Source organism: Mesorhizobium sp. GW821-FHT07A06 (genome assembly GCF_059419085.1).
Map to the genome: position 1 here is coordinate 325145 of NZ_JBWKRC010000007.1, position 15515 is coordinate 340659.

A 15515-nucleotide genomic window follows, 5' to 3' on the forward strand; every position below is an offset into this window, starting at 1 on the left:
CACCCCGGACCGCGCCGATCCGAACGACCTGAGGCCATTCGCGCCCAGACCGGCGATCAGTCGTCGCCCATGTATTCACGCAACGACTGCGGCGAATGGTTGTCGCCGATCGACATCGCCAGGATGCGCGAAATGTGCCGGCGCGGCAGGCCTGTGTCCGCCACCCATTGATTGATCTGGGCCTGGATCTTGTCGAGGTCCCTCTTCGAAGTCGGGCTTTCGGCGATATCGAGACCTGCGTCGCGAAGGGCCGCCGCCATGTCGGCCGAAATGACGAAGGCGTCCCAGCCCAGCCAGCGCAGGAAATACTGGCCGGTATTGCCGCCGAGCCGGCTGCCGTGCTTGCCGAGATAGGCCATCAGCCCGACCTGATCATCCGCTGGCCAGTCGGCGAGGAAATGGCCGAAGAAGCCGCCATGTTCCTTGGACACGCGTTCGACGAAGGCTGCGTTGTCGCGCACGGATTTGATCTTCTGCGGATTGCGCACGATTCGCTGGTCGGAAGCCAGATCGTGCCAGAAATCGTCAGGCTGGAACAAAAGCCGCCTCGGCTCGAAACGCAGAAACGCCTCCTCGAAACCCGGCCATTTCTGTTCGATGACGCGCCAGACAAAACCGGCGGCAAAGATCCGCTCGGCCATGATCGACAGGATGCGATCGTCCGGGATGTCGGCAACGGCGGCATTGTCGGGCACCGGCCCCAGCAACGACGAAAGCTCCGCCTCGCCACCCTTGCGTTTTGCCGCGCGCAGACGAATTTTCTTGAAATCTGCCATGGGTCCCTCCCTGTTGGCCTGAATGTAACACTTCCCGCGAGGGCCGGCAGCCTCTACGTCTATCTCCACTGACGACGGAGACTGCCATGTACAAGACGATCGACGACCTGGCGAACCGCTGGCTCAAGCGGCGCCCGGATGGCCTCAGCCTATTGGAAAGCCGGGTGCTGCAATCGACGCTCGAACGCACCACGATCTCCAGGGACACCAACAAGGCGGTCGCTTTCCACCAGACCTTTGGCGACCGACTAGCCGACACGATCGCCCGCATCGGTGGTTCCTGGTCCTTCATCCTCGCCTTTCTCGCTTTCCTGATTCTCTGGACCGGCGGCAATGTCTGGCTGTTGACGCGCGATGCCTTCGACCCCTACCCGTTCATCTTCCTCAACCTGGTGTTGTCGATGGTCGCCGCCTTGCAGGCGCCGGTGATCATGATGGCGCAGAACCGCCAGACCGAACGTGACCGCATCGATGCCGCCCACGACTACGAGGTCAATCTGAAGGCCGAAATCGAGATCATGGCGCTCCACGAAAAACTCGATGAACTGCGCCACAGCCAGATCATCGGCATGCGCGACGAGATCGTGCGGCTGGCGGAAGTGGTCAAACGGATCGACGAGAGGCTGGCGCAGCAGCAGTCGGCCTCATGACCGACGCGATCCATCATTTCATCGAACAGTACGGGCTGCTCGCCGTCTTCGTCGGCTGTGTCGCCGAGGGGGAAAGTGCCGCCATCCTCGGCGGCTTCTTCGCCCATCAGCATGTTTTCGTGCTGTGGCATGCCTTTGTAGCGGCCGCCCTTGGCGCTTTCCTCGGCGATACGTGCTTCTTCATCCTCGGCAGAAGTTTCGCCGATCATCGTTATGTCGTCAGATTGCGCAGGCGGCCCGGCTTCCGCCGCGCCTATCGCCTGCTCAACACCCATCCCAATATCTTCGTGCTGTCGAACCGCTATGTCTACGGCATGCGCCTGGTCGGCGGCATCGCCGCGGGTCTTTCGACCATAGCGATGCCGCGCTTCATCATCCTCAATGCCATCTCATCGGTGATCTGGGCGATGCTGTTCAGTTCAATAGGCTACGTTTTCGGCTTGGGCGCCGAGCATTTCGTCGGTCAGGCGTTGCTTCGCCACGAAAGGCTGCTGATCGGGCTTTGCATTGGCCTGACGGTGGCCACCCTTGCCTGGCTCATCGCACGACACATCGCCAAGCGGGAGCGCGCCAAGGACTTTTGACCCGTCAGGCTATACCGAGCGCCCGATCACCTCGATCGAGGATCAAGGGGATGATCAGGTCTTCCTCATCGGCAAGATGCTGGGTCAGCATGGCGATCAGCCTGCTGTTTTCGTCGGCATAGGAATCCGCCGCGAAGCGCTGTTTGTCCTCGCTCTCCTGAAGCGTCTTGATGAAGGCATTGGCCGCCTCGACATTGCGCTCCAATCCTTCATGGATGGTCTGGTGATCTGTATCGAGAATCTCAAAACCGCGCTTCAGCCGCGCCTCCACCTTGGCGAAGACCGGAAAATAATGATGATCCTCGACATTGTGGTGACCGTCGAGATTGCCGAGAAAATGGTTGAGGCGCGGCGCGAACCAGCGCGCGAAATCAGGCGCCGTCAGCCTGCCCTCGCGATAATCGCCAATACCGTTGGTCAGCATGCCGCCGAGTTCGCGGAACATGTCGTGCCGCTGCAGCCACATGTTGGCGATGCCGTGGATGTTGGCGTGGCCCTGCCAGTTTTCACGCGGGTATTTGTCGACCAGCCAGCGCAAATCGTCCGGCAGGGCTTTGCGTTCGAGAAGCAGAAGATTCGCGGCTTCGGACATGACGGTTTCCTTTAGTTACCGTCATATAAGAATGGCAACGCTAGATCGGTAGTCCGGTGATCCGCTCGATGAGCGCGATGCCCCAGACGCCGGCGACGATGAACACCGAGATCAGCACAGCCAGCGAACCGCAATCCTTGGCCAGCTGGATGTCGACGTTGAACTCGCGGCTGAACGCATCGCAGGCGGCCTCGATCCCGGTGTTCAGCACCTCGACCATGATCAGGAGCAGCACCGCCCCGATCAGCAAGGCGTAGCCACGCCACGAGACGGAAACGAACCACCCGGCCGGCAAGGCGAGCAGCAACAGCAGCAATTCCTGCTGGAAAGCCTTCTCGCTGGCGGCCAGCTTGCGAAACGCCCGCACCGAATTGAAAAAAGCGTCGATCAGCCGCTGCATGCCCAAACCTCTTTCCGAATTACCGGCACGAGATAAAGCAACGGCCCGATCAAGGGAATAAGGCGTCTCGTCCAAAATTCATTCGGCGACCGCTATCGAAGGCGTCGACTTTTCAAACTGCGGCAGTCCGTCGTCGATCGAATAATAGTCGCCCTTGTCCCCAACGAAGATATGACAGTCGCCCTTGAGGCCTGTCGGCTTGTCGAACGATCCCGCCATGACCGAAATGTAGCCCTGATCCCTCGGCTTCCAGAAAAGCACCGACCCGCATGTCTTGCAGAAGCCGCGCCTGGCGAAAGCGGATGCTTCATACCAGGTGATGCTTTCGGCGCCTTCGATCACGATGTCTGCGTTGGCAACATTGGTCGCGGCATAGAAATGCCCGCTCTGCTTCCTGCATTGCGAGCAATGGCAGTAGACGACACCACGCAATGCTCCGTGCGTCCGGAAGCGGACCGCTCCGCACAGGCATGATCCCCGGTTACTGTCGCTCATTTTGGCCCCCCTTGAAGAAACCTCGTCCAGCATCATTGCCAGGATTCCAGCTTTGCGGGGATTGCGCGCAAGCAAATACGACATCGATTGGCGTGGCGAATCCGAAACTCAGTTTCATTTCCAGCAGCGCGCCGCACGGATTTCGAATTCAACGCGCCAAATTGGGTCTTGTCTCGCGACAGTGATGCGAAAGTTTATGCTTCTGCAGCCACAGGTAGAGAAAACTTGTGGGAATCGTGCAAATTAAGGAAACTTTAGCGCTACCGCATTTATGGTTACGCCAAGCGAAGGTCATGGGTGGGGACAGATCTCTTCGCAAGATGTTCTGGGCTATCGGTTAGCGCTCCCCAAGGCGGCGATCAATGGAACCCGCAAATTCCGCGCCGGGATCCGAGGGGACGAGTGAATCAGACATGCAGCCGGCATCCGCCCCAACCGAACAAGGCACCGATATCGTATCCGCCGTTGTCGCCACGATGCGCCAGCTCGGCGTGCTTGGCCTGCCGCGCAACTACGAGATCTTCTACGAGGCCCTGAGCGGCACCAATCGCGAGCTCAGCCTTGCCGTGCTCTCGTTGAGCAACCGGCCGACACAGGACGAATTGGACAAGATCGGCCGTTCTTTCTTTGCCCACAGTCACGGCCCAGACATTGTCGAGCATGCGCGGGACGTCATCGCCAGGGAGCTCGAGGAAGTCGCATCGCTGTTGCGGAGCGAGCGCGGCCACATCGAAAAATACGGCAGGATTCTCGATGAGACATCGAGCGGCCTGAGTAACCGAAGCCTGCTTTCGCAGGATCTCCTGCACAAGATCGCCAACGCCATGTCGGTCGCCACCAACTCGACCATTGATCATGGCCGGCAGGTCGCCTCGGCGCTCAACGACAAGACGATCGAACTCGAGAGCGTCAAGTCGAAGCTCGAAGAGTACAAGCGGCTCGCCGACACCGATCCGTTGACCCATATCTGGAACCGGCGCGCCTTCGACAAGGAAATCACCCGGATCTACAACAGCAACAAGGGCATTCTGTTCAATGCCCTGATCCTTGCCGACATCGACCGGTTCAAGGATATTAATGATCGCTATGGTCACCCGGTCGGCGACAAGATCATTCAGATCATCGCCGACATTTTCCAGACCAGCATCCGCGGCGATATGTTCGTTGCCCGCACCGGTGGCGAGGAGTTCGCGCTGATCATCGAGGGCGCCAGCGAAGACGCCACCTACGAGATCGCCGAGCGCATTCGCGCCCTGATCGAACAGACGCCGTTCACCAGCAGCCAGACCGGTATGAATTACGGCGCCGTGACGGTGTCGATGGGCATCTGCATGGCGTCGGAGGCCGAAGGCCCCGAGGACCTTTATACGAAAGCCGACCGTGCGCTCTACCGCTCGAAGGTAAGTGGCCGCAACCGCGTCACCAAACATTCCACCATGGCCGGGCGCGCCGGCAAGAGTTGGCTGCTCTACAAGAAGGATTGATCCCGGCCGGCCCTGCGCCCGCGACGAATGCCCTTGGGCCATGTCGGACCAAAGCGCCAGCGCAATCAAACATAGGCGAAGCCGGCGGCGATCGCGCCCAGGGCTCCAAGAGCCAGCGAGCCGATCCACGGCCAGCGCTTGCCACGGGTGATGATGGAAAGTGTCGCGACGGCGATCGAGATGTGCAGCAACGTCACGGCAAACGTCAGAACATGGTGCCGGTATTCCCGCAGATCGCTGTCACGCAGCTTTTCATCGACCTGCTTTTCAAATTCTGTCGCCTTGGCCTCTATCTCCGCGCCATCGGCTTCATTGCGCTTCGCGTTGGCCTGGAATTGATCGGTGGCCGGGCCACCCATCGCCGCCGCGATCTCATAACTGTTCTTCTTGATGCTCTTTGCCTGGAAGAAGCTCCATTGATCGCTGGCCTTGTTCTGGAGGTAGGCCGCCTCGCTCTTGTCGTTGATCGCCTCAGCGGTTTCGAGCGACTCGAAGCTGCCGACCGTCGCGGCAAGAACCGCCAGCACCGCAATGGTCACAGAGACCGTGGTCAGAAAGGGATTGCCCTCATGCGCGGCATGTTCGGCATGCTCGGCGTTCTCAAGGTGCTCCTGGGTGGAGTCTTCCATTGCCATTCGCCGATTCCTAGCCGGATAACATGATCTCGGCGGCGAACATTCACCTCAATCTTGGTTTTGCAGTGATCGCGCCGGCATAAATTTTCGTAAGGTTTGGCACATCTATCAAATCGACGGCATGGCCCAGCACGAAAAAAGGGCGCCGGATTTCTCCGGCGCCCTCGTGTTTCGATCTGTTGCGGTCTGCCGGATCAGCCGTTCACAGCCTGCTTGTGCTGCACCGGATGGCTTTTCTTCAGGAGGTCCGAGACCAGGAAGGCCAGTTCGATCGCCTGGTCGGCATTGAGGCGCGGATCGCAATGGGTGTGGTAGCGGTCCTGCAATTCCTCGGCCGTTATGGCGCGCGCGCCACCGGTGCATTCGGTGACGTTCTTGCCGGTCATTTCGACATGGATGCCGCCCGGATGCGTGCCTTCCGCGCGGTGCACCTCGAAGAAGGTCTGCACCTCCTTCAGGATGCGGTCGAACGGCCGCGTCTTGTAGCCGGCGGCCTCGATGGTGTTGCCGTGCATCGGGTCGGACGACCAGACCACGCTGCGGCCTTCCTTCTGCACCGCGCGCACAAGTTTCGGCAGATGATCAGCGACCTTGTCCGAACCAAAGCGCGCGATCAGCGTCAACCGACCGGGCTCGTTCTCGGGGTTGAGCAGGTCGATCAGTTCCAGCAAGCCGTCAGCGGTCAGCGACGGGCCGCATTTCAGGCCGAGCGGGTTCTTGATGCCGCGGCAATATTCGACATGGGCATGGTCGGGCTGGCGCGTGCGGTCGCCGATCCAGATCATATGGCCCGACGTGGCGTACCAGTCGCCGGAGGTCGAGTCGACGCGGGTCAGCGCCTCCTCATAGCCGAGCAGCAGCGCCTCGTGGCTGGTATAGAAATCGGTCTCGCGCAGCGCGTAATTGGTCTCCGAGGTGATGCCGACGGCCTTCATGAAGTCCATCGTCTCGGTGATGCGGTTGGCGAGCGACTCGTACTTCTCGCCCTGCGGGCTGTCGGACACGAAGCCGAGCATCCAGCGATGCACGTTCTCCAGGCTGGCATAGCCGCCCTGCGCGAAGGCGCGCAGAAGGTTGAGCGTCGCCGCCGACTGGCGGTAGGCCATTTCCTGGCGCGCGGGATCGGGAATGCGCGATTTCTGGTCGAATTCGATACCGTTGATGATGTCGCCGCGATAGCTCGGCAACGTCACCTCGCCCTTGGTCTCATTGTCGGACGAACGCGGCTTGGCGAACTGGCCGGCAACGCGGCCGACCTTCACCACAGGCTGCGCGCCGGCGAAGGTGAGCACCACCGACATCTGCAGGAAGACGCGGAAGAAGTCGCGGATGTTGTCGGCGCCATGTTCGGCAAAGCTCTCGGCGCAATCGCCACCCTGGAGCAGGAAGGCTTCGCCGGCTGCGACCGCGGCGAGTTGCTTCTTCAGCTTGCGTGCCTCACCGGCAAAAACCAGAGGCGGAAAGGTCGCGAGCTGGGCTTCCGTGTTTTTCAGCGCGGCAAGATCCGGATAGGCAGGAACCTGCTTGATCGGCTTTGCTCTCCACGAATTCGGCGACCATTTCGTCATCGCTGCACCCAACGCTCTTTCCGGCGAACACCCTCGCCCGCATTTCCACCCCTATATGGGTTGGCGGCTCCATACACGAAGCCGATTTCCTATTCTAGACCGGAATTTCAGCGCTGGCGAATGGGCTGGGTAGGCTATGCCGCCTTCTCCACCAGCCTTGCCAGTTGCGTCATGACCACCGCCGAGCCCGCCAGACGCTTCTCGGCCGTTGGCCAGTCGCGGGTGAAGACGACGCTGTGGTCCGGCCGGATCTTGGCCAGTGAACCCTGCTCGCCGATGAACTTGACGAGGCCGACCGGGTTGGAGAACTCGCGCTTGCGGAAATGGATGACGACGCCCTTCGGCCCGGCATCGAGCTTCTCGACATTGGCCTTGCGGCAAAGTGCCTTGATGAAGACGATCTTCAGGAGATGCTTCACCTCGTCCGGCAGCGGGCCGAACCGGTCGATGAGTTCGGCGCCAAAAGCATCGATCTCCTCGGTGTTTTCTAGGTCGCCGAGACGGCGGTAGAGCGCCAGCCTGAGCTGCAGGTCCGGCACATAGCTTTCCGGGATCATCACCGCCGTGCCGACGGCGATCTGCGGCGACCAGCCGCCATCCTGCACCTCGCCGGAATCCTTCACCTCGGCGACGGCCTCCTCCAGCATCTGCTGGTAGAGTTCGAAACCGACCTCCTTGATGTGGCCGGACTGTTCTTCACCCAGAAGATTGCCGGCGCCCCTGATATCGAGATCGTGGCTGGCGAGCTGGAAGCCGGCGCCGAGCGTGTCGAGCGACTGCAGCACTTTCAGCCGGCGTTCGGCCGTGTCGGTCAGCTTGCGGTTGGCCGGCAGCGTGAACAGCGCATAGGCGCGCACCTTGGAGCGGCCCACGCGGCCGCGCAACTGGTAGAGCTGCGACAGGCCGAACATGTCGGCGCGGTGGATGATCAGCGTGTTGGCGGTCGGGATGTCGAGACCGGACTCGACGATCGTGGTCGACAAAAGCACATCATATTGCCCGTCGTAGAAGGCATTCATGATGTCGTCGAGTTCGCCCGGCGGCATCTGGCCATGGGCAACCGCCACCTTCAGTTCAGGAACAGATTCCTTCAGGAAATCATGGATTTCCGCGAGATCGCTGATGCGCGGAACGACATAGAAGGAATGCCCGCCACGATAGCGCTCGCGCAGCAGCGTCTCGCGAATGACCAGCGGATCGAAGGGCGAGATGAAAGTGCGCACCGCCATGCGGTCGACCGGCGGCGTGGCGATCAGCGACAGTTCGCGCACGCCCGTCAGCGCGAGTTGCAGCGTACGCGGGATCGGCGTCGCCGACAGCGTCAGCACATGGACATCGGTCTTCAGGTCCTTCAGCCGTTCCTTGTGCTTGACGCCGAAGTGCTGCTCCTCGTCGATGATCAGCAGGCCGAGATTCTTGAACGAGATCGAGGATCCGAGCAGCGCATGGGTGCCGACAACGATGTCGACCTGGCCCTCGGCCAGCGCCTTCTTCGTTTCGGCGAGTTCCTTGGCGCCGACCAGCCGTGAGGCCTGGGCGACACGGATCGGCAGGCCGGAAAACCGCTGCGAAAACGTCTTGAAATGCTGGCGCGACAACAGCGTCGTCGGCACCACCACGGCGACCTGGAACCCTTCCATGGCCGCGATGAAGGCCGCGCGCAGCGCCACTTCGGTCTTGCCGAAGCCGACATCGCCGCAGATCAGCCGGTCCATCGGCTTGCCGGCGCCAAGATCGTCGCGCACCGAATCGATCGCCGTCTGCTGGTCGTCGGTCTCCTCATAGGGGAAACGGGCTGAGAATTCGTCATAGAGGCCTTCAGCCGGCACCAGCGCCGGTGCGGCGCGCATCTGCCGCTCGGCGGCGATGCGGATCAGTTGCCCGGCCATGTCGAGCAGGCGCCGCTTCAGCTTTGCCTTGCGCGACTGCCAGGCGCCGCCGCCAAGCTTGTCCAGCGTCGCTTCGGCCGAGTCCGAACCGTAACGCGACAGAAGCTCGATGTTCTCCACCGGCAGGAACAGCCGGTCGTCGCCGGCATAGTGGATTTCCAGGCAATCATGCGGCGCACCGACCGCTTCGATGGTGCGCAAGCCGATGAAACGGCCAATACCGTGGTCGGCGTGGACGACGATATCGCCGGCCGACAAGGCCGAGGCCTCGGCAATGAAGTCGGAGGCGCGCTTCTTTCGCTTCGAACGCCGGATCAGCCGGTCGCCCAGAATGTCCTGTTCGGCGACGACGACCAGTTTTTCGGTCTCGAAGCCGGATTCGAGCGGCAGCACCGCAAGAGCCGCCTGCCCCGGCTCGAGCTGTTCGGCTTCCGCCAGCGTCTCGACCTGCTTGAGATTGCCGAGATGGTGCTCGGCCAGGATCTGCCCAAGCCGGTCGAGCGAGCCCTCGGTCCAGCCGGCGATGACGACACGGCGGCGCGCGGCGCGCTCGTCGGCGATGTGCCTGACGACCACATCGAACACGTTGACGTTCGGATCGGCGCGCTCCTCGACGAAGCTGCGGCCGTGGCGCGAACCTGCGTGATAGACCTTTTTCGCACCGGCATCCGGAGCATCAAAGGGCGTGAAATCGATCGCTTCACGCGGCCCGAGCGAGGCGATCAGGTTTTCCGGCGACAGGTAGAGCAGATCGGGCGCCACCGGCTTGTAGGGCACCGCATCTTTCAGCGCGGCGTCGGCCTGCTTTTTACGCGCCTCATAGTGGTCGAGGATCAGCGTGTGGCGTTCGGCCAACGCCTCATGCGCCAGATGGTCGAAGACAACCGGCGTGTCCGGCAGATAGTCGAACACGGTCTCCAGCCGCTCGTAGAAGAACGGCAGCCAGTGCTCCATGCCGGCAAACCGCCGCCCTTCGCTGACCGCCGCGTAAAGCCCGTCGTCGCGCTGCGGTGCGCCAAAGGCCTCGATATAGGAGCGGCGGAAGCGGCTGATGGTTTCGGGCGTCAGCGCCACTTCGCTCATCGCCTGCAATGCCATCGACTTGCGCTGGCCGGTAGTGCGCTGCGTGGCGGCGTCGAAGACGCGGATCGATTCCAGCGTGTCGCCGAAGAAGTCGAGCCTCAGCGCCTCGGTCCAACCCGGAGCGAACAGGTCGAGAATGCCGCCGCGCACCGCGAATTCGCCGATGCCGCGCACCGTCGGCACGCGCTCGAAGCCTGACGTCTCCAGCCGCGATACCAGCGCGTTCATGTCGATCTGGTTGCCGGGCCTGGCGTGAAACGTCTGCGCCTCGACAAGATCGGCCGGCGGAATGCGCTGCAGCAGCGCATTGGCGGTGGTGAGGATGACGGCGCGATGCGGCTTCTTGGCCAGCGCGATCATGGCGGTCAGCGCATCGAGGCGCTTGGCGGCGGCATCCGAACCGGGCGAGACTCGGTCGTAGGGCAGGCAATCCCAGGCCGGCAGTTCCAGCACCGGCAGGCCGGGTGCGGCGAAGGCCAGCGCCTCGATGATCGCCGGCAGGCGCTGGCCATCGCGCGCCACGAACAGCACCGGCTTGTCGGGCGCGATTTCCAGGGCCGCCTGCACCAGCGCGAAGGCTTCATAGCCGTCGGCGACGCCATCGACGATGAACTGGCCGGCGCGGCCTTTCGGCAGACCAATGGTGGGAATGAGGCTCATCAAATCACGGTCTTGTTTATCGCAATTCCCATGGGAAAACCGTTTCGCGCTTTTCCTGGAATTGCTTGTTTTCAGTTTGTCGCAATTCCGGACGGAAAACCGCTTCGCACTTTTCCTGGAATTGCTTTTGTTCAGAATGTAATGGTCCGGCGGGACGCCAGGATCTTTTGCAGGACGGCGCAATCGATATCCGCCGGGATCGGCCGTTCGCCGGTGATCAACGGCAGGAATTCGGTGTCGGGAATGTCGAGGAGCCTCTCATATTGGTCGATTTCCTCGTCGGTCAAGGCACCGATCTCCGCGTCGGCGAACGTGCCGAGGATCAGATCCATCTCGCGCATGCCGCGATGCCAGGAACGGAACAAGAGCTTGCGGCGGTGGGCGTCCAGCCCCTCGCTTGATCGTTTCGTTCCGGTCATTGTGCCGCATCCTCGCTTGCTGCGGCGCATATAGCGTGGATAGAAGGTGCTGTCAGCCTTGCGCTGAGGCCGTCGCGACATAAGCTGACATTATGCGTCCTTCCATACTCGATCCGCTGTTCGTCCCGATCACTTCGCTTGCCGGCGTCGGGCCGAAGGTTGGCGCGTTGATCGAGAAGGTCGTCGCCGCTGATCTTGGCGATCGCGCGGCCCGCGCGGGCGACCTTCTGTTCGTGCTGCCGCATACCGTCATCGACCGCCGGAGCCGGCCGGGCATCGCAGGTTCCGCGGAAGGCCAGATCGTCACGCTCGACCTGCGCATCGACCGTCACCAGCCTCCGCCGCGCGGCAACAGGTCCGTGCCCTACAGGGTCTACGCCCATGACGATACCGGCGAAATCGGCCTGACCTTTTTCCATGCGCACGCCGCCTACCTCGAAAAGACGATGCCTATCGGCGAGCATGTCGTGGTCTCGGGCCGCATGGAATGGTTCAACGGCCGCCCGACCATGGTCCACCCCGATCATATCGCGCTGGCCAGCGAGGCGGAAAACCTGCCGCTGGTCGAACCGGTCTATCCGCTGACCGCATGGCTCTCGGGCAAGGTGCTGCGCCGGGCGATCGGCCAGGCGCTGGCACGCTTGCCCGAATTACCGGAATGGCAGGACGGCGCCTTCATGCGCCGGCATACCTTTCCCACCTTTGCCGACGCGCTCACCCGTATCCACAATCCGGCGGACCCGATCGACGTTTCCATCGACGGCGCTGCCTGGCGGCGTCTTGCCTATGACGAGTTGCTCGCGGGCCAGGTCTCGCTGGCGCTGGTGCGGGCAAAGATCCGCCGTCTGTCCGGCCGTCCCTTGGTCGGCGACGGCCGCATCGTCGAGAAACTGCGTGCGGCCCTTCCCTATTCGCTCACCGCAAGCCAGGAATTCGCCCTCGCCGAAATCAATGCGGACCTAGCCGATCCCGAACGCATGCTGCGGCTTCTGCAAGGCGATGTCGGTTCGGGTAAGACGGTGGTCGCCCTGCTGGCCATGGCGCGCGCCGTCGAGGCGGGCGGCCAGGCGGCACTGATGGCGCCGACCGAAATCCTGGCGCGCCAGCATCTGGCGACGATCGCGCCGCTTGCCGCCAAGGTCGGGCTGCGCATCGCCATCCTCACCGGCCGCGAGAAGGGCCGCGAACGCACCGAAACGCTGGCTGGTCTGGCGAGCGGCGAGATCGATATCGTCGTCGGCACCCACGCCCTGTTCCAGGAGACGGTCACCTTCCACGACCTGGTCCTGGCCGTGATCGACGAACAGCATCGCTTCGGCGTTCACCAACGGCTCGCCATCACCGCCAAGGGCGATGCGCCCGACATGCTGGTGATGACCGCGACGCCTATCCCACGCACGCTGGTGCTGACCGCCTTCGGCGACATGGATGTCTCGAAGCTGACGGAAAAGCCGGCCGGCCGCCAGCCGATCCGCACCGTCACGCTGCCGCTCGAGCGTCTCGACGAACTGGTTGGCCGCATGGAGGACGCGGTCGCCGGAGGCCAGAAGATCTACTGGATCTGCCCGCTGGTGGAAGAATCGGAAGAGATCAAGCTGATGTCGGCCGAGGACCGATTCGCTTCGCTGAAGCCGCTGTTCGGCGACCGCATCGGCCTCGTCCATGGCCGCATGAAGGGCGCCGAGAAGGACGAGGCCATGCGCGCCTTCAAGGAGGGCGAGACCCGCATCCTGATCGCCACCACGGTCATCGAGGTCGGTGTCGACGTACCGGACGCCACCGTCATGGTCATCGAGCATGCCGAACGCTTTGGCCTTGCGCAGTTGCACCAGCTGCGTGGCCGCGTTGGGCGCGGCGGCAAGCCCTCCTCCTGCGTGCTGCTCTACAAGGATCCGCTCGGCGAGACAGCAAAACGCCGGCTGTCGGTGATGCGTGAGACCGAGGACGGCTTTTTGATCGCCGAGGAAGACCTCAAACTGCGCGGCGAAGGCGAGCTCTTGGGGACCCGCCAGTCCGGCACGCCGGGGTTCCAGGTCGCGCGCATCGAGGCGCATGCCGATCTGCTGGAAGCCGCCCGCGACGATGCGAGGCTGATCCTGTCGCGCGACCCCGAGCTGCAGTCCGATCGCGGCGAGGCGCTGCGCCTGCTGCTCTACTTGTTCGGCCGCGACGAGGCGGTGCGGCTCTTGCGCGCCGGATGAGGCCCTAGCGGCGGATTGGCGACCGTTCCGTTGATCGGCTCGCCGTTCAGCGTCACCAATTTCGTCTTCACCTCGGGCGCCACCAGCCCGGCCGAGACGATCAGCTTGGCGCCGTCCTCGATCGTCATGTCGAGCAGCACGATGTCCGACTTCGGCACGTACATCAGGAATCCGGTTGTCGGATTCGGCGTACAAGGCATGAACACGGCGATCAGCGGATCGCCTTCCTGGTCGAGCTTCTCATTGATCTCGGTTTCTTTTTCGCTGGCGACAAAGACCAGCGACCACACGCCCTTGCGCGGATATTCGACCAGCCCGACCTGGCGGAACATGTCGCCCTTGTTCGACAGCACGGTCTCGAAGATCTGCTTCAGCGAGCCATAGATACCGCGCACCAGCGGCATGCGGCCGAGCAGGCGCTCGCCGAAACCGACAATGGCGCGGCCGACAATGTTGGCGGCGAGGAAACCGATCAGCGTGATCAGGATCAGCGCGACGATCAGCCCAAACCCCGGCACCGGAAACGGCAGATAGGTATCGGGGCTGTAGCGCGCCGGAATATAGGGCTTTACCCAGGAATCGACCCAGCCGATGAACGACCAGGCGATATAGGCGGTGATCGCCAGCGGCGCACAGACGATGAAACCCGTGAGGAAATAGTTCCTCAGCCGGGTCATGCCGGAGGTCTTCGGAGCATCGGACATGGTTCACCGGGGCGCGGGTTGCAGCGCAACATTAGTGAACCGGACGGCCGTTTGGAACTGCGAAGTTTTTAAAGAGCGCCTGTTGCGGCCCCTATTCCACGGTGACCGATTTCGCCAGGTTGCGGGGCTGGTCGACGTCGGTGCCCATGAAGACGGCGGTGAAATAGGCCAGCATCTGGATCGGCAGCGCATAGATGATCGGCGAGATGATTTCGGGCACGTCCGGCAGGATGATCGTCTCCATCGTCTTCACGCTCGCCTGCGCCGCCCCCTTGCCGTCGGTGATCAGGATGATCTTGCCGCCGCGCGCCGCCACTTCCTGCATGTTGGACACGGTCTTCTCGAAGATGCGGTCATGCGGCGCGATCACGATGACCGGCATGTTCTCGTCGATCAGCGCGATCGGCCCGTGCTTCAGTTCGCCCGCCGCATAGCCTTCGGCGTGGATGTAGGAGATTTCCTTGAGCTTCAGCGCGCCTTCCATGGCCAGCGGGAAATTGGTGTCGCGGCCGAGATAGAGCACATCGGAATAGCGTGACAGGTCCCGCGCGATGCGCTCGATCTGCTCTTCGAGCTTGAGCACCTGGTTGGCATAGCGCGGTGCTTCCGAAAGCGCCCGCACCAGGGTTTTCTCCTCATCCTTCGAGATCGTGCCGCGCGCCACGCCGGCGCGCACCGCGAGCGAGGCCAGCACCGAGAGCTGGCAGGTGAAGGCCTTGGTCGAGGCGACGCCGATCTCGGGTCCGGCCAGCGTCGGCAGCACCACATCGGATTCGCGCGCCATGGTCGATTCCCGCACATTGACGACGGCGCCGATCTTCATGCCGGCCTTGCGGCAGTAGCGCAGCGAGGCCAGCGTGTCGGCGGTCTCGCCCGACTGCGAGATGAAGAAGGCGGCATCGTTGGCCGACAGCGGCATCTCGCGGTAGCGGAACTCCGAGGCGACATCGATGTCGACCGGCAGCCGCGCATAGCGCTCGAACCAGTATTTGCCGATCAGGCCGGCGAGATAGGCGGTGCCGCAGGCCGAGATCGCCAGCCGGTTGATCCCTGCGAAGTCGAACGGCAGGTCGAGCGGCTTGGAGACGCCGGAGACGAAGTCGACATAATGCGCCAGCGTGTGCGAGATCACCTCGGGCTGCTCATGGATCTCCTTCTCCATGAAATGGCGGCGGTTGCCCTTGTCGACCATGAAGGAGGTCGACAGCGACTGCTGGCGCTTGCGCTCGACTTGTCCGCCGTCGATGTCGAAGATGGCGACGCTGTCGCGGCGCACCACCGCCCAGTCGCCGTCCTCGAGATAGGTGATCGAATTGGTGAAGGGCGCCAGCGCGATGGCGTCGGACCCCAGAAACATCTCGCCGTCGCCATGGCC

The 15515-nt window shown here is 62.6% G+C and carries 14 protein-coding genes; 4 read left to right on the forward strand and 10 right to left on the reverse strand.

The window, feature by feature from the left end:
• Positions 1-56: 56 nt before the first annotated feature.
• Complete coding sequence (locus AC07SZ_RS23450) at positions 57-776, reverse strand: DNA-3-methyladenine glycosylase I (RefSeq protein WP_494916062.1); 720 nt, start codon at positions 774-776, stop codon at positions 57-59.
• 86 nt (positions 777-862) lie between these two features.
• Between AC07SZ_RS23450 and AC07SZ_RS23455 the strand changes: the two genes are divergently transcribed.
• On the forward strand, positions 863-1426 hold the full coding sequence (locus AC07SZ_RS23455; RefSeq protein WP_056576634.1) for a DUF1003 domain-containing protein: 564 nt from the start codon (positions 863-865) through the stop codon (positions 1424-1426).
• Positions 1423-2010, forward strand: coding sequence for a DedA family protein (locus AC07SZ_RS23460; RefSeq protein WP_494916064.1), 588 nt, complete (start codon positions 1423-1425; stop codon positions 2008-2010). Before AC07SZ_RS23455 ends, AC07SZ_RS23460 begins: the two co-directional genes overlap by 4 nt.
• A gap of 4 nt (positions 2011-2014) precedes the next feature.
• Here the strand turns inward: AC07SZ_RS23460 and AC07SZ_RS23465 are convergent, their stop codons facing one another.
• From AC07SZ_RS23465 to AC07SZ_RS23475, 3 genes are all read right to left on the reverse strand, one after another.
• Positions 2015-2602 carry a hemerythrin domain-containing protein gene (locus tag AC07SZ_RS23465; protein WP_494916066.1) on the reverse strand — a complete coding sequence of 196 codons (588 nt, stop codon included), beginning with the start codon at positions 2600-2602 and terminating at the stop codon, positions 2015-2017.
• 40 nt (positions 2603-2642) lie between these two features.
• Positions 2643-3002: a diacylglycerol kinase gene (locus AC07SZ_RS23470; protein ID WP_056576624.1), complete on the reverse strand. Its 360-nt coding sequence runs from the start codon at positions 3000-3002 to the stop codon at positions 2643-2645.
• Between the two features lie 78 nt (positions 3003-3080).
• Entirely contained in the window at positions 3081-3497 is a 417-nt protein-coding gene (locus AC07SZ_RS23475) for a GFA family protein (protein ID WP_494916067.1), read from the reverse strand.
• A 413-nt stretch (positions 3498-3910) separates the two neighbouring features.
• Here AC07SZ_RS23475 and AC07SZ_RS23480 point away from each other — a divergent pair, with 413 nt between their 5' ends.
• Positions 3911-4981, forward strand: a complete 1071-nt coding sequence (locus AC07SZ_RS23480) for a GGDEF domain-containing protein (RefSeq protein WP_056576621.1) — start codon at positions 3911-3913, stop codon at positions 4979-4981.
• Between the two features lie 65 nt (positions 4982-5046).
• Here AC07SZ_RS23480 and AC07SZ_RS23485 read toward each other — a convergent pair whose 3' ends face one another.
• The 4 genes from AC07SZ_RS23485 to AC07SZ_RS23500 all read right to left on the reverse strand — a co-directional run bounded on the left by AC07SZ_RS23485 (position 5047) and on the right by AC07SZ_RS23500 (position 11235).
• The gene (locus AC07SZ_RS23485; RefSeq protein ID WP_246738818.1) at positions 5047-5616 is read right to left on the reverse strand and encodes a DUF4337 family protein; all 570 of its coding nucleotides are present in this window, start codon (positions 5614-5616) and stop codon (positions 5047-5049) included.
• Positions 5617-5810: 194 nt separating this feature from the next.
• Positions 5811-7184, reverse strand: coding sequence for a class II 3-deoxy-7-phosphoheptulonate synthase (locus AC07SZ_RS23490; protein ID WP_056576615.1), 1374 nt, complete (start codon positions 7182-7184; stop codon positions 5811-5813).
• A gap of 134 nt (positions 7185-7318) precedes the next feature.
• Positions 7319-10816 (reverse strand): transcription-repair coupling factor, encoded by a 3498-nt coding sequence (mfd, locus tag AC07SZ_RS23495; protein WP_172373644.1) that lies wholly within the window; start codon positions 10814-10816, stop codon positions 7319-7321.
• A gap of 131 nt (positions 10817-10947) precedes the next feature.
• Positions 10948-11235 carry a succinate dehydrogenase assembly factor 2 gene (locus tag AC07SZ_RS23500; protein ID WP_172373642.1) on the reverse strand — a complete coding sequence of 96 codons (288 nt, stop codon included), beginning with the start codon at positions 11233-11235 and terminating at the stop codon, positions 10948-10950.
• 92 nt (positions 11236-11327) lie between these two features.
• Here AC07SZ_RS23500 and recG point away from each other — a divergent pair, with 92 nt between their 5' ends.
• Entirely contained in the window at positions 11328-13436 is a 2109-nt protein-coding gene (gene recG / locus AC07SZ_RS23505; RefSeq protein WP_494916069.1) for an ATP-dependent DNA helicase RecG, read from the forward strand.
• Here recG and AC07SZ_RS23510 read toward each other — a convergent pair.
• Together AC07SZ_RS23510 and glmS are read right to left on the reverse strand one after the other, a co-directional pair.
• A complete protein-coding gene (locus tag AC07SZ_RS23510; RefSeq protein ID WP_056576606.1) occupies positions 13388-14140 on the reverse strand; it encodes a DUF502 domain-containing protein in 753 nt (250 codons plus the stop codon). The genes recG and AC07SZ_RS23510 overlap by 49 nt on opposite strands.
• A gap of 91 nt (positions 14141-14231) precedes the next feature.
• Positions 14232-15515, reverse strand: a 1284-nt coding sequence (glmS, locus tag AC07SZ_RS23515) for a glutamine--fructose-6-phosphate transaminase (isomerizing) (protein WP_494916071.1), incomplete at its 5' end; no start/stop codon positions are given.